General features: G+C 66.8%; 20 protein-coding genes. 7 read left to right on the top strand and 13 right to left on the bottom strand.

Annotation, left to right across the window (positions count from 1 at the left end; all coding sequences use genetic code 11):
• Positions 1–5 precede the first annotated feature (5 nt).
• Both ADBZ9K_RS24120 and ADBZ9K_RS24115 read left to right on the top strand, forming a co-directional pair.
• Positions 6–2,006, top strand: a complete 2,001-nt coding sequence (locus ADBZ9K_RS24120; protein WP_526624774.1) for a PTS fructose transporter subunit IIABC — start codon at positions 6–8, stop codon at positions 2,004–2,006.
• An 89-nt stretch (positions 2,007–2,095) separates the two neighbouring features.
• Positions 2,096–2,353, top strand: a complete 258-nt coding sequence (locus ADBZ9K_RS24115; protein WP_526624773.1) for an HPr family phosphocarrier protein — start codon at positions 2,096–2,098, stop codon at positions 2,351–2,353.
• 84 nt (positions 2,354–2,437) lie between these two features.
• Here the strand turns inward: ADBZ9K_RS24115 and ADBZ9K_RS24110 are convergent, their stop codons facing one another.
• From ADBZ9K_RS24110 to ADBZ9K_RS24095, 4 genes are read right to left on the bottom strand one after another with little or no spacing between them, the layout of a single operon-like run.
• A complete protein-coding gene (locus tag ADBZ9K_RS24110) occupies positions 2,438–3,640 on the bottom strand; it encodes an NAD(P)/FAD-dependent oxidoreductase (protein WP_526624772.1) in 1,203 nt (400 codons plus the stop codon).
• Positions 3,641–3,657: 17 nt separating this feature from the next.
• Positions 3,658–5,037 (bottom strand): MBL fold metallo-hydrolase, encoded by a 1,380-nt coding sequence (locus tag ADBZ9K_RS24105; RefSeq protein ID WP_526624771.1) that lies wholly within the window; start codon positions 5,035–5,037, stop codon positions 3,658–3,660.
• Positions 5,038–5,065: 28 nt separating this feature from the next.
• On the bottom strand, positions 5,066–5,332 hold the full coding sequence (locus ADBZ9K_RS24100) for a metal-sensitive transcriptional regulator (protein ID WP_526624770.1): 267 nt from the start codon (positions 5,330–5,332) through the stop codon (positions 5,066–5,068).
• 27 nt (positions 5,333–5,359) lie between these two features.
• Positions 5,360–6,235, bottom strand: coding sequence for a sulfite exporter TauE/SafE family protein (locus ADBZ9K_RS24095; RefSeq protein ID WP_526625612.1), 876 nt, complete (start codon positions 6,233–6,235; stop codon positions 5,360–5,362).
• Between the two features lie 333 nt (positions 6,236–6,568).
• Here ADBZ9K_RS24095 and aqpZ point away from each other — a divergent pair, with 333 nt between their 5' ends.
• The gene (gene aqpZ, locus ADBZ9K_RS24090; RefSeq protein WP_526624769.1) at positions 6,569–7,327 is read left to right on the top strand and encodes an aquaporin Z; all 759 of its coding nucleotides are present in this window, start codon (positions 6,569–6,571) and stop codon (positions 7,325–7,327) included.
• A 57-nt stretch (positions 7,328–7,384) separates the two neighbouring features.
• Here aqpZ and ADBZ9K_RS24085 read toward each other — a convergent pair whose 3' ends face one another.
• From ADBZ9K_RS24085 to ADBZ9K_RS24055, 7 genes are all read right to left on the bottom strand, one after another.
• The gene (locus ADBZ9K_RS24085; protein ID WP_526624768.1) at positions 7,385–7,927 is read right to left on the bottom strand and encodes a Dps family protein; all 543 of its coding nucleotides are present in this window, start codon (positions 7,925–7,927) and stop codon (positions 7,385–7,387) included.
• 79 nt (positions 7,928–8,006) lie between these two features.
• Positions 8,007–8,918: a DNA-3-methyladenine glycosylase family protein gene (locus ADBZ9K_RS24080; protein WP_526624767.1), complete on the bottom strand. Its 912-nt coding sequence runs from the start codon at positions 8,916–8,918 to the stop codon at positions 8,007–8,009.
• 2 nt (positions 8,919–8,920) lie between these two features.
• On the bottom strand, positions 8,921–9,283 hold the full coding sequence (locus tag ADBZ9K_RS24075) for a DUF427 domain-containing protein (protein ID WP_526624766.1): 363 nt from the start codon (positions 9,281–9,283) through the stop codon (positions 8,921–8,923).
• A 50-nt stretch (positions 9,284–9,333) separates the two neighbouring features.
• Positions 9,334–10,704, bottom strand: coding sequence for an NAD(P)/FAD-dependent oxidoreductase (locus tag ADBZ9K_RS24070; protein WP_526624765.1), 1,371 nt, complete (start codon positions 10,702–10,704; stop codon positions 9,334–9,336).
• 49 nt (positions 10,705–10,753) lie between these two features.
• Positions 10,754–11,131, bottom strand: a complete 378-nt coding sequence (locus ADBZ9K_RS24065; protein ID WP_526624764.1) for a cupredoxin domain-containing protein — start codon at positions 11,129–11,131, stop codon at positions 10,754–10,756.
• A gap of 32 nt (positions 11,132–11,163) precedes the next feature.
• Positions 11,164–12,225: an NAD-dependent epimerase/dehydratase family protein gene (locus ADBZ9K_RS24060; RefSeq protein ID WP_526624763.1), complete on the bottom strand. Its 1,062-nt coding sequence runs from the start codon at positions 12,223–12,225 to the stop codon at positions 11,164–11,166.
• On the bottom strand, positions 12,222–12,722 hold the full coding sequence (locus ADBZ9K_RS24055; RefSeq protein ID WP_526624762.1) for a nuclear transport factor 2 family protein: 501 nt from the start codon (positions 12,720–12,722) through the stop codon (positions 12,222–12,224). Before ADBZ9K_RS24055 ends, ADBZ9K_RS24060 begins: the two co-directional genes overlap by 4 nt.
• Before the next feature lie 81 nt (positions 12,723–12,803).
• On the opposite strand from ADBZ9K_RS24055, the gene ADBZ9K_RS24050 reads away from it, so the two are divergent.
• The 4 genes from ADBZ9K_RS24050 (at position 12,804) to ADBZ9K_RS24035 (ending at position 18,605) form a co-directional block, all read left to right on the top strand.
• Positions 12,804–13,814, top strand: a complete 1,011-nt coding sequence (locus tag ADBZ9K_RS24050; RefSeq protein WP_526624761.1) for a bifunctional methionine sulfoxide reductase B/A protein — start codon at positions 12,804–12,806, stop codon at positions 13,812–13,814.
• 87 nt (positions 13,815–13,901) lie between these two features.
• Positions 13,902–14,480, top strand: a complete 579-nt coding sequence (locus ADBZ9K_RS24045; RefSeq protein WP_526624760.1) for a TetR/AcrR family transcriptional regulator — start codon at positions 13,902–13,904, stop codon at positions 14,478–14,480.
• Positions 14,481–14,606: 126 nt separating this feature from the next.
• Positions 14,607–16,901 (top strand): BamB-related PQQ repeat family beta-propellar protein, encoded by a 2,295-nt coding sequence (locus ADBZ9K_RS24040; RefSeq protein WP_526624759.1) that lies wholly within the window; start codon positions 14,607–14,609, stop codon positions 16,899–16,901.
• 639 nt (positions 16,902–17,540) lie between these two features.
• Positions 17,541–18,605, top strand: a complete 1,065-nt coding sequence (locus tag ADBZ9K_RS24035; RefSeq protein ID WP_526625611.1) for a trypsin-like peptidase domain-containing protein — start codon at positions 17,541–17,543, stop codon at positions 18,603–18,605.
• A gap of 217 nt (positions 18,606–18,822) precedes the next feature.
• Here the strand turns inward: ADBZ9K_RS24035 and ADBZ9K_RS24030 are convergent, their stop codons facing one another.
• Both ADBZ9K_RS24030 and ADBZ9K_RS24025 read right to left on the bottom strand, forming a co-directional pair.
• Positions 18,823–21,282, bottom strand: a complete 2,460-nt coding sequence (locus ADBZ9K_RS24030; protein ID WP_526624758.1) for an AAA family ATPase — start codon at positions 21,280–21,282, stop codon at positions 18,823–18,825.
• Positions 21,279–21,659 (bottom strand): hypothetical protein, encoded by a 381-nt coding sequence (locus ADBZ9K_RS24025; protein WP_526624757.1) that lies wholly within the window; start codon positions 21,657–21,659, stop codon positions 21,279–21,281. Before ADBZ9K_RS24025 ends, ADBZ9K_RS24030 begins: the two co-directional genes overlap by 4 nt.
• Positions 21,660–21,739: the final 80 nt, after the last annotated feature.

Genomic DNA, 21,739 nt, shown 5'->3' with positions numbered 1-21,739 from the left:
GTCCCATGACGCATTCCGCCGTGTCCATCATCAGCACCGATCTGGTGCTCCTCGACGTCGACGCCGGGGCCGACAAGGAGTCGGTGATCGGCCGGCTCGCCGCTCGGCTCGCCGACAGCGGGCGGGTCAGCGACGCCGCGGCCCTGGTCACCGCGGCGATGGCCCGCGAGGCGCAGTCGGCCACCGGCCTGCCCGGCGGCATCGCGATCCCGCACTGCCGCTCGGCCGCGGTCGCCAGGCCGTCGATCGGGTTCGCCCGGCTGGCACCGAAAGTCGACTTCGGCGCACCCGACGGACCTGCAGACCTGGTGTTCCTGATCGCCGCCCCAGACGGCGCCGGCTCCGAGCACATGAAGCTGCTGTCCAGCCTGGCGCGCGCGCTGGTCCGGCCGGAGTTCGTCGCCTCGCTGCGGGCGGCCGGCTCCGCCGAGGAGGTGGTGGGCCTCGTCGACGCCGTGGTGAGCCCGGCCCCGGCGGCGCGGGCCCCTGCCCCGACACCCGCTGTCACACAGGCAAAGTCGCTCGTCGCGATCACCGCCTGCCCCACCGGCATCGCGCACACCTATATGGCCGCCGACGCACTCAAGCTGGCCGCCGAGCGAGCCGGGGTGAACCTGATCGTCGAGACGCAGGGGTCCTCCGGCAGCACACCGGTCAGTGCGGAGACGATCCGCGACGCCGACGCCGTCATCTTCGCCACCGACGTGGGCGTCAAGGACCGGCAGCGCTTCGCCGGCAAGCCGGTGATCGCCTCCGGCGTCAAGCGGGCCATCAACGAGCCCGACAAGATGATCGCCGAAGCCGTTGCCGCCGCGGATAATCCGAACGCACCGCGGGTCGAGGGCTCGGCCAGCGGGGCCGACACCTCGGTGCCGGCCGGTGGTGTCGGCTGGGGAACCCGGACCCGGCAGATCCTGCTGACCGGCGTCAGCTACATGATCCCGTTCGTGGCGGCCGGCGGTCTGCTGATCGCGCTGGGATTCCTCTTCGCGGGCTACGACATTGCCAACAAGCCCGCCGGCGCCACGGATTCGCTGGGCCACATCATCGCCACCACCAACTCATTGACCGACCTGCCCAGCGGCGGTTTCGCCCAATACCTCGGTGCGGTGCTGTTCACCCTCGGCGGGCTGGCGTTCGGTTTCCTGGTCCCGGCGCTGGCCGGCTACATCTCGTTCGCGATCGCCGACCGGCCCGGTATCGCACCGGGTTTCACCGCCGGGGCGGTGGCGGTGTTCGTCGGTGCCGGGTTCATCGGCGGTATCGTCGGCGGCCTGATCGCCGGGTTCGCCGCGCTGTGGATCAGCCGGTGGAAGGTTCCGCAGTGGTTCCGCGGTCTGATGCCGGTGGTGATCATCCCGCTGTGCGCCTCGCTGATCGTCGGGCTGCTGATGTTCCTGCTGCTGGGCCGTCCGCTGGCCGCGGTGACCTCCGGCCTGACCAACTGGCTCAACGGCCTGTCCGGCGCGTCGGTCATCCTGCTCGGCGTGATCCTCGGGCTGATGATGTGCTTCGACCTCGGCGGCCCGGTCAACAAGGCGGCATACGCCTTCGCCACCGCCGGCCTGAACGTCGCCGACCCGGCCTCGCTGCGCATCATGGCCGCGGTGATGGCGGCCGGTATGGTGCCGCCATTGGCCATGGCGCTGGCCACCACCATCCGCCCCGGCCTGTTCAGCGAGCCGGAGCGGGAGAACGGCAGGGCCGCATGGCTGCTGGGCGCCTCGTTCATCTCCGAGGGCGCCATCCCGTTCGCCGCCGCCGACCCGCTGCGGGTGATCCCCTCGATGATGGCCGGCGGTGCGGTCACCGGTGCGCTGATCATGGCCTTCGACGTCACGCTGAAGGCACCGCACGGCGGCATCTTCGTGTTCTTCGCGATCGGGAACCTGGTCTGGTTCGTGGTGGCACTGGCCGCGGGCACCGCGGTGGGCGCGTTCGCCGTCATCGCCGCCAAGCAGTTCACCAGCCGCAGCGCCGCGCCCGCCGCCGCCGTCCCAGCCTGACCCCCTGTCGCCCAAACCAACGTTTGGCAGCGTTTGTTCGAGTAAACATCTCCATAACGTCGAGTTCGGCACCAACCAGAAGGAATCCCATGCACACCAAGACCGTCATCGTCGGCTCGGCGATCGGACTGCACGCCCGCCCAGCGGCGATCATCTCGGAAGCCGTTGTCAAAGCCGGTGTTCCGGTGACGCTCACGCTGGAGGGCGGCGAGCCCGTCGACGCCGGCTCGGCCCTGATGATCATGACGCTGGGCGCCGGCAACGGTGCCACCGTCACCGTCGCCTCCGACGACGAGGCGGTGTGCAAGAGCATCGCCGAGCTGGTCCAACAGGATCTCGACGCCTGAGTTGCCGCGAGCAGACGCAGAATCGCACCGGATGACCGGATTTCGTGCGATTCTGCGTCTGCTCGGCAGGTCAGTGCCGGGGGGCTAGGCCAGACCCTTGAGCATCAGGTTCCAGTACAGGAACGGCAGCCCGTACTTCTTGAGGTACCAGTACGGCCGGTGCGGCTTGGTCGGGTCGAGGATCGGGAACGACGGCTCGAGGGCGAAGTCGTAGTCGAACTCGGCCAGCAGCATGTCGTGTGACGAGGTCACGATCGGGCACGACGAGTACCCGTCATACCTGGCGGCCAGCGGGCGACCCGTCAGGTAGGCGTCGATGTTGGCGACGACCACCGGAGCCTGCTTGCGGATCGCGGCGCCGGTCTTGGAGTTGGGCGTGGAGCCGGCGTCACCGAGGCCGAACACGTTGGGGTAGCGCACATGCTGCATGGTGAACTTGTCCAGATCGACGTATCCGTTGTCGTCACCGGTGGATAGCGGGCTGGCCTTGATCCAGTCCGGGGCAGATTGCTTGGGTACCGCGTGCAGCACGTCGAAGGCCAGCGTGCTGTCGGTGCCGCCCTCGCCCACCGCGGTCAGCGTCACCTTCTTGGATTCGCCGTCGACGGCGGTGACTTCCGACATGGTGTGCAGCTGGATCCCGTAGTCCGCGATTACCTTGTCGAGGTTGTCCGCGATCGCCGGGATCCCGAAGGCCCGCGGCGTGGGGAGCACCAGGTGGACGTCGATCTTGTCCAGTACGCCTTGCTTGCGCCAGTAGTCGCTGGCCAGGTAAGCGATCTTCTGCGGTGCCCCACCGCATTTGATCGGTCCGGACGGCATCATGAACACCGCCGAGCCTGACCGGGTTTCGCGGATGAAGTCCCAGGTCCGCAGCGCCAGGTCGAACCGGTAGTTCGACGAGACCCCGTTGTGGCCGACGGACTCCGCGAGTCCCTCGGTGCGGTTCCAGTCCAGCTGGATGCCCGGGCACACCACCAGCGCGTCGTACTCGTAGGTCGCGCCGTCGACGCACGTCACCGTGTTGGCGTCCGGGTCGAACGCGCTGGCGGCGGTCCGAATCCACGTCGCCTGCTTGGGCATCACCGAGGATTCGGGCCGGACCGTAGCGGCCGCGCTCGCCTGCCCGCCGCCGACCAGGGTCCACAGCGGCTGGTAGTAGTGCGCATCGCTGGGCTCGATCACCGCGACGTCGGTGTAGCCCTTGCGCAGCAGCCGCGCGGCGACCGTGATGCCGGCGGTTCCGCCGCCCACGATCAGGATGTTGTGCTTTGCCGTGATGGTCATCGTTATTCCCTTTCCGCTCAGGCGTTCTGCACGGCGTCTTCCCAGGCGCCATAGCCGCCCAGGAGGTCACTGACATCGGCGAAGCCGCGCTGGCGCAGCAGGCTGGCCGCGACCGAGGAGCGGTAGCCGCCGGCGCAGTAGACGACGGTGGGCTTGCGCGGGTCGAGTTCGCCGACCCGGTCGGGCAGCTGTCCCACCGGGATGTTGACCGCCCCGGGGATCATGCCGGCCGCGGTCTCGCCCGGGTTGCGGACGTCGACCATCTGCAGCTCCGGGACGTCGGCGATGCGCTCGCCCAGTGCGTTGGTGGTCAGCCGCGAGGCGACCTCCACGTCGTCGCGGTGGGTGAACATCACCTGATACGGCTCGTTGAGGTAGCCGACCACGCGGTCGAAGCCGATGCGGGCCAGCCGGTTCTTGCCCTCGAGTTCCAGGCCGGGCTCGGTCACCAGGACGATGTCGACGTCGGGCTTGACCACGGATCCGGCGAATTCGGCGTAGCGCCCGCCCAACCCGATGTTGATCGCGCCGCGCAGGTGGCCGAGGGCAAACTCCTCGGGGGCACGGCCGTCGACCAGCATGGCACCGGCCGTCATCGCGTTGCGGACCTCGGCATAGGTCATCGCGGCGGGCATCTTCGTCTCGTCAAGCAGGTCGCGGTCCTTGCGGTTGAGGATCGCGTCATAGACGAAGTACCCGGGGGCCGGCGGCTGCCCTTCGGTGACGAGCTCCATGAACGTCGACTTGTCGGGGGCGCGCAGTGCGTAGTTGGTCCGGCGCTGCTCGCCCATCGTGGACCACAGATCCGTCGACAGGTTCTTGCCGCAGGCCGAGCCGGCTCCGTGCGCCGGGTAGATCCGCGTCGTGTCGGGCAGTGTCATCAGCTTGCCGTGCAGCGAGTCGTACAGCTTGTCGGCGAGTTCCTCGCGGGTGAAGCCGATCGAGGCCAGCAGGTCGGGGCGCCCGACATCACCGATGAACAACGTGTCACCGGTCAGCACGCCGTAGGGACTCGTGTCGGAGGCGTGCTCGTAGATCACGATGCTCAGCGACTCGGGGGTATGGCCGGGGGTGTGCCGGAACTCCAGGGTCACCTCGCCCAGCGAGTACCGCTCGCCGTCCTCGACGGGCATGAAGTCGTATTCCGGCTGGGCGATCGAGGAGTAGACGATCTTCGCGCCGGTGGCCTTCGCCAGTTCCAGGTGGCCGGACAGGAAGTCGGCGTGGAAGTGGGTTTCGATGACGAGATCGATATGCATGCCGAGTTCTCGTGCGTCGGCGATGTATTCGGACACGTCGCGCTGCGGGTCGACGACGACGGCGCGCCCGGTGGTCTCGTCACCGATCAGGTAGGACGCATGAGACAGGCAGTCGAGGTAGTACTGGTTGAACTTCATCGGAGTTTCCTTCTCTGTGTGGGTCGGATCAGGCGAGCGCGAGAAACAACTTCTCGAGTTCGGCTTCGGTCAGGGGGATGTCGTCGCCGGAGTCGATTCCGGTTGCGCAGTGCCGCAGGCCGGTGGCGACGATCTTGAAGCCGGCGCGGTCGAGCGCCTTGGATACCGCCGCGAGCTGGGTGACGACGTCCTTGCAGTTGCGACCCTGCTCGATCATCGCGATCACCCCGGCGAGCTGGCCCTGGGCACGGCGGAGCCGGTGCAGGACCTCGGTGGAGCTGTCGTCGTCGATCATCGTTGTCTCCTTTCGGGATGTCGGCACTCAGGCCGCGCCCGCCGTTGCCGTGGGCCGCGCCGTCAGGCGGCGCAGCGGGCAGGCGGCGATGTGCTTGCAGGCGTAGGTCAGGGCGGCGGCCAGCGCGATCAGGGCGGCGCCGACATATCCGACGACGGGGTCGATCTCCTCACCGAGGATGACCGAGGCCATGACCAGCACGAACCAGCCGAATGATGTGCGCAGCAGGTCGGGGTTGACCCGGCCGGCGAACCGCGCGCCGAGCAGTGCGCCGAGCACCGCCGCGGCGGTGACCATGCCGGCCACGGCCCAGTCGATCTGGACCACCGACAGGTAGCCGGCCAGACCGGCGAACGAGTTCATCGCGATCACGACCAGCGAGGTGCCGATCGCGATCGGCATGGCCAGCCCGCCCAGCAGCACCAGCGCCGGCACCACCAGGAAGCCGCCGCCAGCGCCGACCGTGCCCGTCACCAACCCCAGGGCCAGGCCCATGGCGACGATCTTGACCACCGGGAGCTTGTGCGACGGGTCCGCGGCAGCGGTGGCCCGGCGGCCGCGCAGCATCGCGATGGCGGTCGCCACCATGATCACCGCGAACCCGATGAGCAACGCCCGGCCGGGAATGAACGTCGCCAGATGACCGCCGGCATAGGCGCCGGCCATCGAAGTCGCGCCAAACACCCATGCGGTGCGCCACTGCACCCGCCCGGCTCGGGCGTGCGAGACCGCGCCGACGGCGCTGGTGGCACCGACCACCAACAGCGACGTGGCGATGGCGTGCTTGGCGTCCATGCCGGCGACGTAGGCCAGCAACGGCACGGTCAGGATCGAACCGCCGCCGCCGAGCAGGCCCAACGTGACTCCGACGAGGACCGCCAGAACGATTGCCAGGGTGACCATTTCCGTCATTCCGTCCGTGTGCCTCTACGAAGGGTGGTGGCGCTCTGCCGACCGCCTGTGATACCTGTGGGGGTATCTACTCCTCCCACCATAGATACCTATGGGGGTATACGCAAGGGACGGGCGGTCCGCAGGGCCGCCGACCGGCAAAAAGGGTCTTTAGTCCTTCCGCGGATGCCGTCGGCACCGACGACGAGGCAACGGGGAGATAGCCGTGACACTGCGGACAGGTCACCTTCTCACCACAATTGAGCAAAGAATCACGTCGGCGACCTGCCGGATGTGCGATCCTTCACGCACAGCGACCCGGATCAACGGCGAGAGGGTTTCACCATGTCAACTCCAACCATGGCGCATCGACTGGCGGCAGAGTTCGTCGGTACGTTCGGCTTGGTCTTCGGCGGTTGCGGAGCGGCTGTTTTCGCAGCAAACCCCGCCGAGGACAGCTCGGTCGGGATCGGATTCCTCGGGGTATCGCTGGCTTTCGGCCTGACGGTCCTCACCGGCGTGTACGCGTTCGGCACGATCTCCGGCGGGCACTTCAATCCCGCGGTCACCCTCGGCGCCGCGCTGGCCAAGCGGGTGGAATGGAAAGCGCTGCCGGCGTATTGGATCGTGCAGGTGATCGGCGGGCTGGTTGCCGGCGCGGTGATCTACCTGATCGCCAAGGGCAGGCCGGGGTTCACCGCCACCGGCCACCTGGCGGCCAACGGCTTCGGCGAGCACTCACCGTTCAACTACTCGCTGGCGGCGGTGGCGATCACCGAGGCATTGCTGACATTCCTGTTCCTGCTGGTGATCCTGGGCGCCACCGACAACCGCGCTCCGAAGGGCTTCGCTGGCTTGGCGATCGGGCTGATGCTGACCCTGATCCACCTGATCTCGATCCCGATCTCGAACACATCGGTCAACCCGGCACGGTCGACCGGCGTCGCGTTCTTCAACGGTGACGGCGCCCCGGCGCAGCTCTGGGTGTTCTGGCTCGCCCCGCTCGTCGGCGCGGCCATCGCCGGGGTCCTCTATCCACTGCTGTTCGGCCGGGGCGACGAACTGGCCGACCGCCCGGTGCGCGACGACGCACTGGAGCGCTGAGAAATGAAGCCCCGCACCGAATTCGGTGCGGGGCTTCATTCTCGGCATTCTCGGGTGTCAGCGTGCCGCGCCCGCGGCACCCTTCTCGGTCGAGGCACCCTCATGCACCAGCGCGCCGCCGGCGCTCTCCAGGTGCGCGCGCACAAACCACTGGAACTTCTCCAGTTCGGCCGCATGGCCGATCAGCATGTCCTGAGTCACCGGATCCAGGTCATCGGTGGTGTCGATGGACTTGCGGACGTCTTCGATGACGCCGTCGTAGACCAGGTCGAGTGCGGCCAGGTGGGCCTGGACGGTGTCGCGGCCCACGGAATAGTCATCCCAGGTGCGGTCCTTGAGGATTGCACCCGGCGTGCCCTGCGGTGAACGGCCGAGTGTGGCGATCCGCTCGGCGACCTCGTCGGCATAGCCGCGGACGAGTTCGACCTGAGGATCGATCATCTCGTGCACGCCGATGAAGTTCGGGCCCACCACATTCCAGTGCACATGCTTGAGCGTCAGGTGCAGATCGTTATAGGTGCTCAGCTGCTTCTGCAGCAGATCGGCGACCTTGCGGCTCTTCGCGTCCGACATGCCGGGGACGGTGAATTTCGAACCCATGTATCGCTCCTTAGTGCTTTCGCGGTAGACCGGCTGCATACCCGGCCTGCCCCGCAGGTAATCCGCGGCGGGAGCGCCGTCACAGTCTGCTGATGTGCTGCACGGGCAGCCGGGCGCCGCGGCGCGGCTCGTAGGCCAGCCCACTGGCCTCCAGCAGGCGCACCGCGCGGTAGCGGTGCGGCCGCACCGGCTCGAGCAGTTCGACCATGCCGGCATCGTCGACCGGGCGCCCGGTCAACGTCCAGCCGATCATCTTGCAGACGTGGTAGTCACCCACCGACAGCGCGTCGGCGTCGCCGAAGGCCCGCTGGGCAGTCTCGGCCGCGGTCCACACGCCGACCCCGGGCAGCGACATGAGCGCGTCGCGCGCCTCGACGGCGGGCCGGGCGGTCAGGCGTTCCAGCGCCGCCGCCCGCTGGGCACAGCCGACGATGGTGCGCGCCCGGCCCGGGTCGACGTTCGCGCGATGAAACTCCCACGACGGAATCCGCCGCCACACCTCCGGTGTGGGCGGCACCCGCATCCGCGCGGGTGCCGGGCCGGGGGCCGGGCTGCCGAACTTCGTGACCAGCAGCCGCCAGGCGCGAAACGCGTCCGCGCCGGGAACCCGCTGTTCGATCACCGCGGGGATCAGCGCCTCCAGCACCCGGGCGGTGCGTCCCAGCCGCAGGTGCGGGACCCGGGTGAACGCGGCCTCGATGGTCGGGTGGTGCGGGCGGAAGCCGTCGGTGTGGTCACCGACGCCGAGCAGGTCGGGCAGCGCGTCGATGAACTCCTGCGCGCCCTCACCCCACGCCTGGCAGGCCACCGCGTCGGCGGCCGTGCGGTAGATCCGGGCGGTGACCGCTCCGCTGGATTGCAGGCTGGTGCGCCAGATCGTGCCGTCTCGGTCGAGCTGATAGCACGGGTCGCCCGGGCCCCGGCGCTGCGGGGCCAGCGTCAGGCCAGGACTGACCGGACCGGGAAAGGTCAGGGTGCGCTCGACGGGCACCGTCAGTCCGGGTCGACGCTGATGTCGGCCTTGTTCGGGTAGAACGCGACGTGTCCGGCGATCGCCGCGACCGCGGGGTAGGGCTGCTCGTAGGTCCAGATGGCGTCCTCGACGGTCAGGTTACCGACGGTCACGTTGTAGTAGCCGGCGTCGCCTTTGTAAGGGCAGTAGGTGCGACTTGTGCTGCGGTCCAACACTTTCGGGTTCACGTCGGCAATCGGGATGTAGTGCACGACGGGATAGGTCGCCTCCTGCAGGCCCAGCGCGGCGCGCGTGTCGGCGACGAGTTCGCCGTTGACCCGCACCCGCACCCGGCCGCTGGTCGGGGTGATGGTGATCGGGTGTTCGGCAGTGGGCTGCTTCATCCCTCGAGTATCACCCTCGCGGGCGCTGTGCGGCCAGTGCCGATAGCGAACTAGGGCCGGCGGGCGATCGCGTCGGCGACGACGGCGATCGGCGAGGTGCTCGCGCGCCCGCCCTCCTCGTGCCGGTCGGCCACCTTGTAGGCGGTGTACATACCGCGCACCCCGAGCCAGCGCAGCGGCTCGGGCTCCCAGGTCTTGGAGCGATGCCCGACCCACGGCAGCGCGGTTAGCGGGGTGGAGCGCCGCAGGACCAGATCGGCCAGCGTGCGCCCGGCGAGGTTGGTCGCCGTCACACCGTGGCCGACGTAGCCGCCGGCCTCCCCCAGCCCGGTCGCCGGATCTAGGCTGACCCCCGCCGACCAGTCCCGCGGCACACCCAGCACGCCGCACCAGCCGTGGGCGATCGGCACCCCGCGGGTCTGCGGCAGGGCGGTGTTGAGCACGCCGGTTAGGTAGTCGATGGTGCCCTGGCCGACCGCGCCGTCCTTGTCGATGCGGGAGGCATAGCGGTACGGCACGGCCCGGCCACCGATCGCGATCCGGTTGTCGGCGGTGCGCTGGGCGTAGAAGAACCCGTGCGCCAGGTCGCCCATCGTTTCGCGGCCCTCCCAGCCGATCCTCGCCCAGATGTCATCGGGTATCGGTTCGGTGGCGATCATGGCGCTGTTCATCGGCAGCCAGCGGCGCCGCAGTCCGGCCATCCGCGCGGTGAATCCCTCGGTGGCCCGCAGCACGATCGGGGCGCGCACCACTCCCATCGGGGTCCGGGCGCTGCCGGGGCTGATGGTGGTCACCGGCGTCTGCTCGTAGATGGTGACGCCGAGGCGTTCGACGACGTCGGCCAGCCCGCGGGCCAGTTTGGCCGGCTGGATGCGGGCGCAGTGCGGGTTGAAGGAGCCCAGCACCAGCTTGTCGACCCGGATCCGGTCGGCGGCCTCGGCGGCGGAGAGCAGTTCGATGTCGTCGGTGCCCCACTCGCGGTCCTCGTCGACCTCGGCGCGCAGCCGGCGGGCCTGCGCGGCGTTGCGCGCGACCTCGAGGTTGCCGCCCTTGAAGATGTCGGCGTCGATGTTCTCCCGGGCGGCGACCTCGATGACCTCGTCGACGGCCTTGTTGAGGGTCTGCTGCCAGGTGATGACGCTGGCGCGGCCGTACTGCTTGGCCAGCAGGCCGCGATGGCCCGGAGCCAGACCGCCCAGCCAGCCGCCGTTGCGACCGGATGCACCGAAGCCGGCGAACCGCGCTTCGAGCACGGTGATCCGCAGCGACGGGTCGGCCTGCTTCAGGTAGTAGGCGGTCCACAGGCCGGTGTAGCCGGCGCCGACGATGCACACGTCCGCGTCGCGGTCACCGGGCAAGGCCGGACGAGGTTGGGGTAGTTGGGTGTACCAGTGTGAGACGGCGCCGTTGATCGTGCCCATGGAGAGAATCTTGTCAGCCGTCCCGCGGAGCGCGTCACGCTGGTCAGCCTCACCCGACGATCAGCTGTCCGTGCATCATCGGGTGGTAGGCGCAGTGGAACGGATACGTTCCGGGCTGGGTCGGCGCGGTGAAGGTGACCGTCGCCTTGCCGTCGACCTCGGCGTTGAACGCATTGCCGGAGTCGGCCGTCACGGTGTGCTCGGCCCCGTCGGAGTTGACGACGGTCACGGTGGCGCCTGGGGCGACGGACTCCGGTGAGGTGTACTTCATGTCGGCGATGCTGATGGTCGGGCCAGCCGGGGTGGCCGCAGCGGCGGTCGTCGATGCGGGTGAGGACGCCGGAGCGGCCGGTGTCGACGTGGTTCCCGACGAGCACGCCGCCACGAGCAGCAGGCTGGCGAGCAGTGCGGCGATGCGTGCGGTCATACCCCAGACACGAGATCGCCGGGGCCGCCGGTTCAGTCCGGCTTGGCCGCCCCGGCCTGTCGTGCGGGGGCCTGTCGTGCGGGGGCCTGTCGTGTGGAGGCCTTGCGTTTGGCCCCGCGCAGCCCGACCCAGAAGCGCGCGGCTTCCCGGATGGAGTCCTCGACCGGGCGGGGCTGCCAGCCCAGTTCGCGCACGGCCTTGCTGTGGTCGAGTGGCCCCTCGGCGCGCATCAGCCGCAGCGACTCGAGTGACAACCGCTCGTCGGTGTGGCGCAGGCGGGCCTTGAGTGTGCCCGCCGCGGCCAGCAGGTAGGCCATCGGCAGGGGAAGGGTCTTGGCCGGGGGTGGGACACCGGCGGCCTCGGCGGCGATGCGGGCCACTTCGGCGTTGCTGATCATCTTCTCCGAGATCAGGTAGCGCTCGCCGACCCGGCCGTGCTCGGCGGCCAAGGTCATGGCGCGGGCGGCGTCGTCGACACCGACGGCCTCCAGTTCGATGCCGTCCATCACGAACGGCAGCTTGCCGAAGGCAGCCCCGGCGATGATCGCGCCGTGCGGGGTGCGGCCCCAGTCGCCGCTGCCGTAGGTGGTCGATACGCACATCGCGACGGCGGGCAGGCCCTTCTCCCGCGCGTAGCGCAACACCAATTCCTCGGCCTGCACCCGGGATCGCACGTAGGGGGTGATGCCCTTGTCGTTGATGACGTCGGTTTCGCTGGTGGTCTTGCCGCGACGACGCTCGACGGTGACGTAGCTGCTGGTGAAGACGAATCTATGCAGGCTGGCGTCCTTGGCGATTTCGAGGACATTGCGGGTGCCCTCGACGTTGGTGCGGAACAGCGGGGCGGGATCGCGCAGCCAGCCGCGGGCGTCGACCACGCAGTAGTAGACGTCGTCGACGCCGGCCATCGCCTCCCGCAGTGTGTCGTTGTCCCAGATGTCGCCGACGAAGCGCTGCACGTCGAGGTCGTCGATGGCGATGGTGTTGGCGTTCTCGCGCACCATGACGCGCACCTGGTGTCCGTCGGCGACCAGTTGGCGGGTGACGTGCGAACCGAGGAACCCGTTGGCTCCGATGACGAGCTTGGGACTCATTTCTGGCCGCCGTACTGCCGCATCCAGGCGGCCGCCTCGTCATCGAGGGTGCCGAGCTTTTCGGCTTTCTTGCACCACTTCATCCCGGCCAGCAGGAACTTCATCGGGTTGTAGATGTCCTCCTGCTGTGACCACAACCCGTCGCCGGCGTAGGTGACGATCGAGATGTTGGTGGCGGCGATGATCGTGCCGTCGCCCGGGTCGCGCATCGGGTTGTCCAGTTCGCAGATGACCCGGCCGGTCTCCTCGTCGAACACCTTCCACAGCGACGGAAAGTCGGTCATGTGGCTGCCCGGGAAGGTGCTCATGGTCTTGGTGATCCAGGCCCGCACCTCGTCGCGGCCCTTCATGGTGCCCATGGCGTGCTCGATGTAGTCGACGTCGGGGGTGTAGTGCTGCACCCAGGCATCCCAGTCACGGGATCGCGCCGCCGCGTCCACCGTGTTCTCGAAGATTGCGAATGCCTCGGTCAATTCGTCCCGGGAGAAGCGCGCCACAACTTCAAACTAGAACACGTTCTATCCGGCTTTGTCGAGGGGGTGATCGCAGGCAGGAGGCATATCTGACGGATCGGTGACATGGGATTACCCGAACAGCACTCCGGTGTTGAAGGGGTCATGCCACGCGACTATCACCGAAACCCTGCGGCCGTGACGGCGCTGTCGCCCGAGCAGTACCGGGTGACTCAGGACAACGGCACCGAGCGCCCGTTCACCGGCGAGTACTGGGACAACCACGAACCAGGGATCTACGTCGACGTCGTCTCGGGCGAGCCGCTGTTCGCCTCGGTCGACAAGTTCGACAGCGGCACCGGCTGGCCCAGCTTCACCAAGCCGATCGAGGCCGCCAACGTCGTCAAGAAACGGGACTTCTCCCACCTGATGCTGCGCACCGAGGTGCGCTCGGCCCACGGTGACAGCCACCTGGGCCACCTGTTCAAGGATGGTCCGCGCGCCGAGGGCGGGTTGCGCTACTGCGTCAACTCGGCTTCGCTGAAGTTCATCCACCGTGACGACCTCGAGACGCACGGGTACGGCGAGTACACGAGATTGTTCGAGACTTCCAAGGAGGACGCAGTGGGCACCACCAAGACCGCGATTCTGGCCGGCGGCTGCTTCTGGGGCATGCAGGATCTGATCCGCAAGCAGCCCGGCGTGATCTCGACCCGGGTCGGCTACTCCGGTGGGCAGAACGACCATCCGACCTACCGCAATCACCCCGGCCACGCCGAGGCGGTCGAGATCGTCTACGACCCGGCGCAGACCGATTACCGCGCGCTGCTGGAGTTCTTCTTCCAGATCCACGACCCGTCGACAAAGAATCGGCAGGGCAACGATGTCGGGACCAGCTACCGCTCGGCGATCTTCTATCTCGACGACGAGCAGAAGCAGGTGGCGCTGGACACCATCGCCGACGTGGACGCCTCGGGGCTGTGGCCCGGCAAGGTGGTCACCGAGGTGACCCCGGCCGGTGACTTCTGGGAGGCCGAGCCGGAGCATCAGGACTACCTGCTGCACTACCCCAACGGGTACACCTGCCACTTCCCACGGGCCGGCTGGAAGCTGCCCAAGCGGGTCGTCGTCGAGTAAGCCAGAGCGTCACCGAACGGGGACGGGAGCGGCGGCGAGTCCGCGCCCACCCCGTTGCGGCGCGCAATGCATCTACTATCCGTGGGCATGAAGCGCGACGACACCAAGCATCGACTGGGCCCGTTCCGGGACCCGGACGTCGAGGCGCAGGTGCTGTCGGCGACGCGGCGCCTGCTCGCAGAACGTGGGTATCGGCGCACCTCGATCGATGCGATCGCCGAAGCGTCGGGGATCAGCCGTCCCACCATCTACCGACGGTGGCCGTCGAAGGCGCACGTCATCTACGACACGCTGTACCCCCCGGATACCGACGGGGCGCCGGCCAGCCCGCCCTTCACCACCATCAATGAAGCGATCCACGGCATTGTCGAATTCATCGGGGAGCCAGCCGCTCGCGAAGCCTTACCCGGCCTGATCGCCGATATGCGTGCCGACCCGTCGCTGCAGCCGAAGTTCGCCCAGCTCTACACCAGCCGCGTCAGCGTGGCCCTGCGGGAGCTGATGGCCCATAGTCCCGAATCGTTGCGCCAGGTCGACGCCGACATCCTGTTGGACGCGATCGCCGGGGCCGCCATCCGGGCGCTGTGCGTGCGCGAGGTCTCCGATCTCGCTGCGTTCGCCGACACGCTGGCAGACCTCCTGATCAACGGTCTGCGGCTGCGCTGACGCTGGCCCTGACATCACCGGGCCCCATGTGGCCCAGACCCTCTTGCCGTACGGGATGTGATCGTGGTTACATTGCTTGTCATTACGAACTGTAATGTCAAGCTGTCACAGCTACGAGGAGCATCGATGGATTCGTGTGGTTACCCCACCAGCCTCTCCCGCCGATCCGCGGCCGACGTCGGTCCCGCTGCCGGCTCCATGACGTTGATCGGCCGCGTGGGGGCACTCGCGGTGTTCCTCGGCGTCGGCGTCGCGTTGTCGGTCCCCGGAACCGCACACGCCGACGCCGGCGACAGCACGTCGACGAGCTCGTCATCGCAGGCGCATTCCGCCTCGCGGGCCAATGCCGACCACACGTCGTCGGGTAGATCGGCCGCCCGGAAGAGCAACCCCAGTTCGGTGGCCACCGCTGCGAGGACCCGCCGAACCGCGACGTCCAGCGATTCGGTGGAAGCCGTACCCGCGCTGCGCGCGACGCCGTCCGCGGTGGCGGCACAGCCAGTGACCGGTCTCGTCGACGCGGCGGGATCCGCCGTCGGCGGTGACTCGCCGACGCTGCCCGCCCCGCAGCAGTCGCCCTTGGAATTGCTGGGCGCCACCCGCCGGGAGTCCGCCAAAGCTGTGCCGACCGGCGCGAGCCTACGCAAGACCGCACAGCCCGCCGAGGCGTCGGCCGCCCCGGGCGTCGAGTCGATGCAGGCCCCAACCGCCGGAGTAGTCGGCCAAGTGGCCTCGACAGCCAGCCAAGTGCCCGGCATCCCCATCGTGGAGGCCGCCGCGCAATGGATCCAGAACCTGCTGCCCTACACCACGGCGGCGTTGCGCAACGCGGTCGACATGGTTATCAGCTATCCGAAGGAGGTGCTGTTCCACCCCGTCAAGGCCACAATCTTCGTCGCCGAATCACTGGTGAAGGGGGTGCTGACCGACCTCGGCGTGCTGCCCGCACTGCCCTATGCGGATACCGGCTGGGTGACGCTGCACGGCGACGCTGGTAACCGCAAGGAGCAGCTGGGCGTCGCGCCGGCGGCCGACTACAACCGCTGGACCGCCCTGCACGGGGCCGCGGTCCTGGCCGCCCCGACGATCTTGCCGAACGGCAACATCGTGGTGACTACCGGACTCGCGGCCGGCTCGTCGAACCTGCACGTGCTCGATCCACAGGGCAACATCGTTTGGGAATCGGCCGCGTGGAACGGCCAGGTCGGCGTGGATTCCGGTGCCGTCCTCAACAGCGCGATCATCGACCGCGCGGGCAATATCTACATCAGCGACGGCGACCAGCTGTGGTCGTTCTCCCAGGACGGCCAGGTCCGCTGGACGACGGCCTTGCCGTCCGGGCCCACCGACAATCCGTTCGCGCCCGGGTCCCGCGAGATCAACCCGTTCGTGACCGCAACGTTCACCAATGACGGTTCGGTGCTGGGCGTCACCGCATTCGGCCAGGTGGTCGTGGTCAACAGCCAGACAGGCGAGCTCGCCGCGCCGATCTACCAAATCCCCGGACCGCTGGCGGCTCCCGCCCCGCAGAATCCTCCGCCCACCATGTGGGCCGGTGGGTACATGGATCCCGAGATCATCGACCCGGTATGGCAGGTCGCGTACGGCGGGATCGTGCGTAGCGCGAACACCCCCGGCGTCGACGCGCGAACGGGCCGCATCTTCGTCGCGGCGACCGACGAGGAGGCGGGATACGGGGCGCTCTACGCATTCGATTACTCGCCGGCGACGCCGTTCGGCCCAGGCAAGATCAACGTTGCGTTCGTGACGCAGATGGGTCCAGGTAGTGGGTCGAGCCCCACCGTGTCTGCCAACGGCCAGCAGGTCTACGCCAGCGACAACGACGGTGTGCTCTATGCATTCGACACCCGCACCGGCAAGGCCGTTTGGTCGACCCAGTCGAACGCCGAGGCGGCATCGGTGGCGGTCGACAAAACCGGCAACATCTACGTGCTCACCCGCAACAACGTGATGACGTCCTTCGGCTCGGACGGCCAAAAGCGTTGGGATGCCGACGTCTCCGGCCTTCTTGCGATGATGCCGGTCAGCCCGACCCTGGGTAACCCGGTTGCGGTCGGCGGCGGCAACCCCACCGTCGTGAATGGCGCGATCCTGGAATCGGTCATCTACGGCTACAACGTGAATCTGCAGGGCCGCACGGTGTTCGTGCCCGTCCGCGCCGCGCTCGTCGAGTTCGATCCCGAGACCGGGGTCGGTCTGCGCAACATCGCCTACACGACCGAGGGCACCGAGGGGATCCTGAACGTCGCCCCCAACGGCATGATCTACGCCAGCATCGGTGCCATCACCACCACGTCGCTGGCTCCGATCGCGCCCTATCTGAACACGCTGTTGCCCACCGGGTACACCGTGCTCACCCCAGGCGGCGGGGTCAACGGCTTCACCCCAAACCCGGCCTGACGCGGCCGGAGCAACCTGGGCGTGACCTGAGTAGGTAACGCGGCATCGCGGGTGATGCCGCGTTATCTGCTGTTCGGTCGCGCGCTCGGCCGCTGCGCCGGCCACCTTCCCGCGGACGGGCTGACCTTCCGCGTGTGAGGCTGATTTAGCCTAGCTAACTTTCTGTTTGCGCTGGTCAGAGGCTTGCAGATAGGCCGAATTGGACCCTCTGGAGCACCTGGTCTGAAAGTTTGGCCCTATTTTGGCCCTACGAATTCGGGCTCAAAACGACCCCGAGTATCCGGACACCAAGCGGGAGGTCAGGCTTAGTCTCAAAGAACGAGTCGTCGGATCGGCATCAACGCCACCACGCCCTGGCTCTAACGCGATAACACCGAGCTCCTACGAACATGTCGCCGCTTTCAATGTGCAGAGGACAGCCGAGCTGGCCGATCGCATACCCGGCATGTCGCGGCCAGGAACCCGGTCCGGCCGGAAGTAGCGTCGGTAGCCATGGCGGATGCCGATAGCGAGGGCGCGTTGGATGCATCGCTGCAACAGCTCGCTACAACAGGTGGCATCGAACCCGGATCAGTAGCGTGGCGTGTGCTCGTGGCGAGGTTTGCCTACCAATTCTTCGGCTTCGACCGCCACCCCGAAATGGCTGCTGCTATTGGCAAGCATGAGCCGCCGCCCTTGAACCCGTCGGACGGCGGCCCGCCGCCCGCCAAGTTTGTGCCGTGGTCGGTCTCCGATTTCTCAAGGTACCTGAGCACAATCGAAATGCCAGGCGCCGGTGCGATCTCCCCTCTGACCCGCTTACTGGGGGCGATGGAACACGCTGGACTTTTGCTCCGATTCGACTCGGACCCACGCCTGCCAATATTGGGCACGACGTATATCACCGAGGGTAGTGATATCTCCCCTGGGCAGCTCGGCGGCAACCTATGGCTGGCCGAGGTGTTCGGTGCCGAGCTGATCATCCCGAGCTACCACGCGGTGACGATGCAACTCTGCGGTCACGATGATGACGGCAACCCTGTCAACCGCTGGGGAACCGGCCTCATCATCGACCACACGCACATAGTCACCAACAAGCACGTAGTGACCGGACTCGCGGGCAACGGCTCGGGAATATCCGTCTACCCCGCGAGCGACCACACCGAAGGCGACCCGGTCGAATTCGCTTGCCTCGCAATCCCCCATCAGACCCTCGACATCGCGGTGATTGAAGCTCAATTACCCGAAGGCAAGTCCCTACCGCACCTGGGCGGTATGGCGTTCCGAGATCCCCGTTGGGCCGATGAGGTGTATGTGTTCGGCTACCCGCGGGTGCCGATGACTGCCGAGATGGCGCTCACAGTGCAACGAGGCGAGATCGTCAACCCTGCTGCTGAGGCGATGAGCCGGCAGAAGATATTCCTGTATTCGGCTATCGCACGGCCGGGCAACAGTGGCGGACCGGTCGTTGCGCAAGACGGTCGCGTCATCGGTCTAGTTGTGGAAGACAGCGCGACCTCCGTCAGCACCAGGTCCCGAGGACATGAGGAATCCCCGCCAAGCTCGACCCAAGAACGAGTCGAATTCCTAGAGCACGAAGTCGCGGAACTGAGGGAGAAGGCCTTCGCTCCGGCGTTCTATCGCGGCATCCCATCGAGCGAGGTCATTCGCGCCCTTGACGACCTCGGGTTCGGCGGCATCATCGAAATGGACACACTTCCATAGCTGCGCCGCGTTATTCACGTCCGGTCATCACCTGGGGATGTCGGAGCCCACATTAGGCTCCACAGCTCAGCGGTCGCATGGTTAAAATCCGGCGCGCACATCAGGGCTGGGGCCGATCTGCTCGACACCTCGTCCATCGCCATCACGGCCGACCCCCCGTGTGGGCGCACACCCCAGGATGTTGCGCGATAGGGATTGACAGTGCAACTTCGCCAACCTAGAGGCGCCAACTTTGGGTCACGGGCGTCGTCGACCGCGTATTGCGCGCCGTAATGCGCACGCCTTCACCCCGGATGACCGCTACAAAGCTGCCCCCATCTTCGAGAGGTGCCGGAACAGCATGGGGGTCAGGGCTGCCTTCGACCTCGATCACGGTTGACCCACATGGGTCAACAGTGATCTGGGTGAGTCGCCCACCAGAGATATTGGTGAATCGATATCGATTATTCGCCAATATTGCACCACCCCAGGATCTTTGGCCTCTTGCCTCTTCGCGATACGTACGGAGATTCTCGCGCACCTTGGCAGCCAGTTCAGTTTCACCGGAACCTTCGAAATACTGAAGTGCCGCCTCGATGTTAGGGATTCCTTCGGCGTATTGGCGGATCTGGCACTGCGTTTGGCCGAGATTGTTCGTCGTCTCAGCCCAGCCGGAGACGTTGGCCCTGACTCTGTAGATTTCAGCGGCCTCTTTCAACAGATCGATCGCCTCCTCGCAGAGTTGGTGGTCGTCCTCTTCCAGCCCAAGCCGAGAAAGCGACGCGCCAAGATTCTTCGCGGCGCCCGCGATTCCGGGCTCATCACCCATGTCTCGATTGATGGAAATCGCCTGTCGCAGTGGCGGTATTGCTTGACTGTATCGTTCCGCCATCGAAAGCGCGGCACCTATGTTGGACAGTGCGCCCGCTTCACCTGGCCGATTCGGCGGTTCGGATCGACGGCAGGCGTGCACGTCGGCCCAGTAAATCTCGAGCACCTCTTCGAGGTCACGCCCTTGCGCGAGGTAGACGTTGGCCATGTTGCCGCGGGCAGCATCGGCGACGCCCGTATCGTCAATTTCATCGGCTACCTCAACCGCTCTTCGATAGGCCTCCATAGCACCGTCGAACTGGCCCAGCTGCCGTAGCGCGGAGCCATAGTGATTCATCACGCAAGCTGCGTAGTGCCGGTCCTGCGCATCGGATACCAGAGATGCGCCGATTACAGCCACGTCGTGAAACTCTTTGAGCCAGTGGCGCTGCGTCCCGAGAATCTCGCCGAGTGCGGCGACGAATGGGACGATTACGTCCAGATAATTGGGGTCTTTCCCAAGAGCCCTGACTATTGCTATAGCCGTGGCGCGTTCAGCGTCGAACCACGCGGCGGCATGTTGCGGCGAAGGGAGCAGTCGCTTGCCTTTTTCATTGGGAACACCCGTCAGCCAGTCAACCGCGGCGGCGATACCGACGAGGTAATGCAAGACGACAGACTTGAGCGCCCGCGAGGCATCCTCGGGCTCTGACGCCGACGTCTCGGCTGAGTACAGACGGATAAGGTCATGCATGCTCCAGCGGTTGCGCACGTGCTGCTGGATGAGGTGACTGCGAACCAGCGCCATGAGCTGTGGTCGTACGGCCGTGTGTGTCGCGGAGACTAGCCATCCAGCGGCCACGACGCCGACATCACCCCCGGGGATGACAGACATCAACCTGAACAAACGTTGGAGATTGTCCGGTAATCTCTTATACGACAACGCAAATGCCGCTCGGACAGAGAAGTCGGCGCTGTAGTCAAGGCCGTTCAGCCGGTCCTCCTCACTCGCGAGCTCGTCGACAACTTCGCTGGTCGGCCGGTCCGGTTCGTCGGCAAGAAGCGCCGCAACGATTTGCAACGCGAGCGGCAGGTGATCGCACAGCTCGGCGATGCGCCGCGCGAATTCCGGCGCCGCTTCGAGGCGCACGTCACCTGGGTTGCGCTCACACACTGAGCTGGTCAGCACTTCGATTGCTTCATCGGGACTCATCACCTCCAGCTCGACGACTTGTGACTTAGGGATGTTCCCGAATGTTTCTCGGGTGGTCACCGCAACCTTGTGTATCGGACCAGCGGGGCGCAGGGTCTCGAATTGTGAACTGTCGCTTGCATTATCGAGCCACAGAAGAACTGGCTTGCCTTGCGCGGCAAGTTCGCTCAATCGCTGATGGTATTGAAGCGCTTGCTCGGCCGGATCTGCGGCTATGTCCTCGTCCGCGATTCCAAGGAGCAACAGCAGCTTCGTCAACACGATCGCCGGGAGCACCCGGTCTTCGGGATTCCCGGCATATCCGCGGAGGTCGGCAAACAGCACTTGGCTGAACCCCCCGGCAACCTGTGCCGCAAGTACAGCCTGTCGCATCAGGGCGGACTTCCCGACACCTGGGGGTCCGCTCACCACGAGGATGTTCGCGGTGCCACCCGTATTGGTAAGCACTTCGATGGCCCGGGCCACTTCGATATCACGGCCGACCAACGGCGGTCCATCATCCACAAGTGCAGACAGCGGGAGAACGGTCGCGGCGGCTTTGAGATCGGCCAAACCGTCGATGATCAGCGTCTCGATGTTATAGGCCGCCACGGAGCCGTCGGTGGCCGTGATGTAGATGTTTGGCGCATCGCCCCCGACCCCGGGGATGGAGGGCGCGCCGTCACCGTTTGTCACGACTTGTTCCGCTCCGAGCGCCCGCGCCGTCGAGGATTTCCAATCGAAACGTTGCCCATTTCCAAGGCGGCCGCCGATCCGCGGTCGGCAGTGATCGATATGTTCGCACCATCGCCCGACGCCGTCTGCTCTGCGGCGCCGCCGCCTTCAATTGGACCAAAGCCGGAGCCGTCGCGATACCTGCGACGCTCGCGCACCACGCTGACGCCCGTCCATACTGTGCCAACAATGCCCAAGACGCTGCCGACCCCAACGATGATCCACCACCACCACTCGGCGTGGTCCCCCGTCAATCGGTTGAGCGCGTAACCGACCACAACTACGGACACCGCACCCAGGACCGACGGCCCCCATACCCGCACCGCGTTTGCCGACATCGCACCTCCCCGGGTGACCACAGACCTAGGCATACAGCCCCAAAATGTAGAGCTGGCGAGACGCTACTCGAAGAGCGAGT

Origin of the sequence: Mycobacterium sp. (genome assembly GCF_965229265.1) — a bacterium.
Classification (GTDB): Bacteria; Actinomycetota; Actinomycetes; order Mycobacteriales; family Mycobacteriaceae; genus Mycobacterium.
The sequence above is the reverse complement of the archived record's forward strand: the minus strand, read 5'-3'. Positions and strand labels throughout refer to the sequence as shown.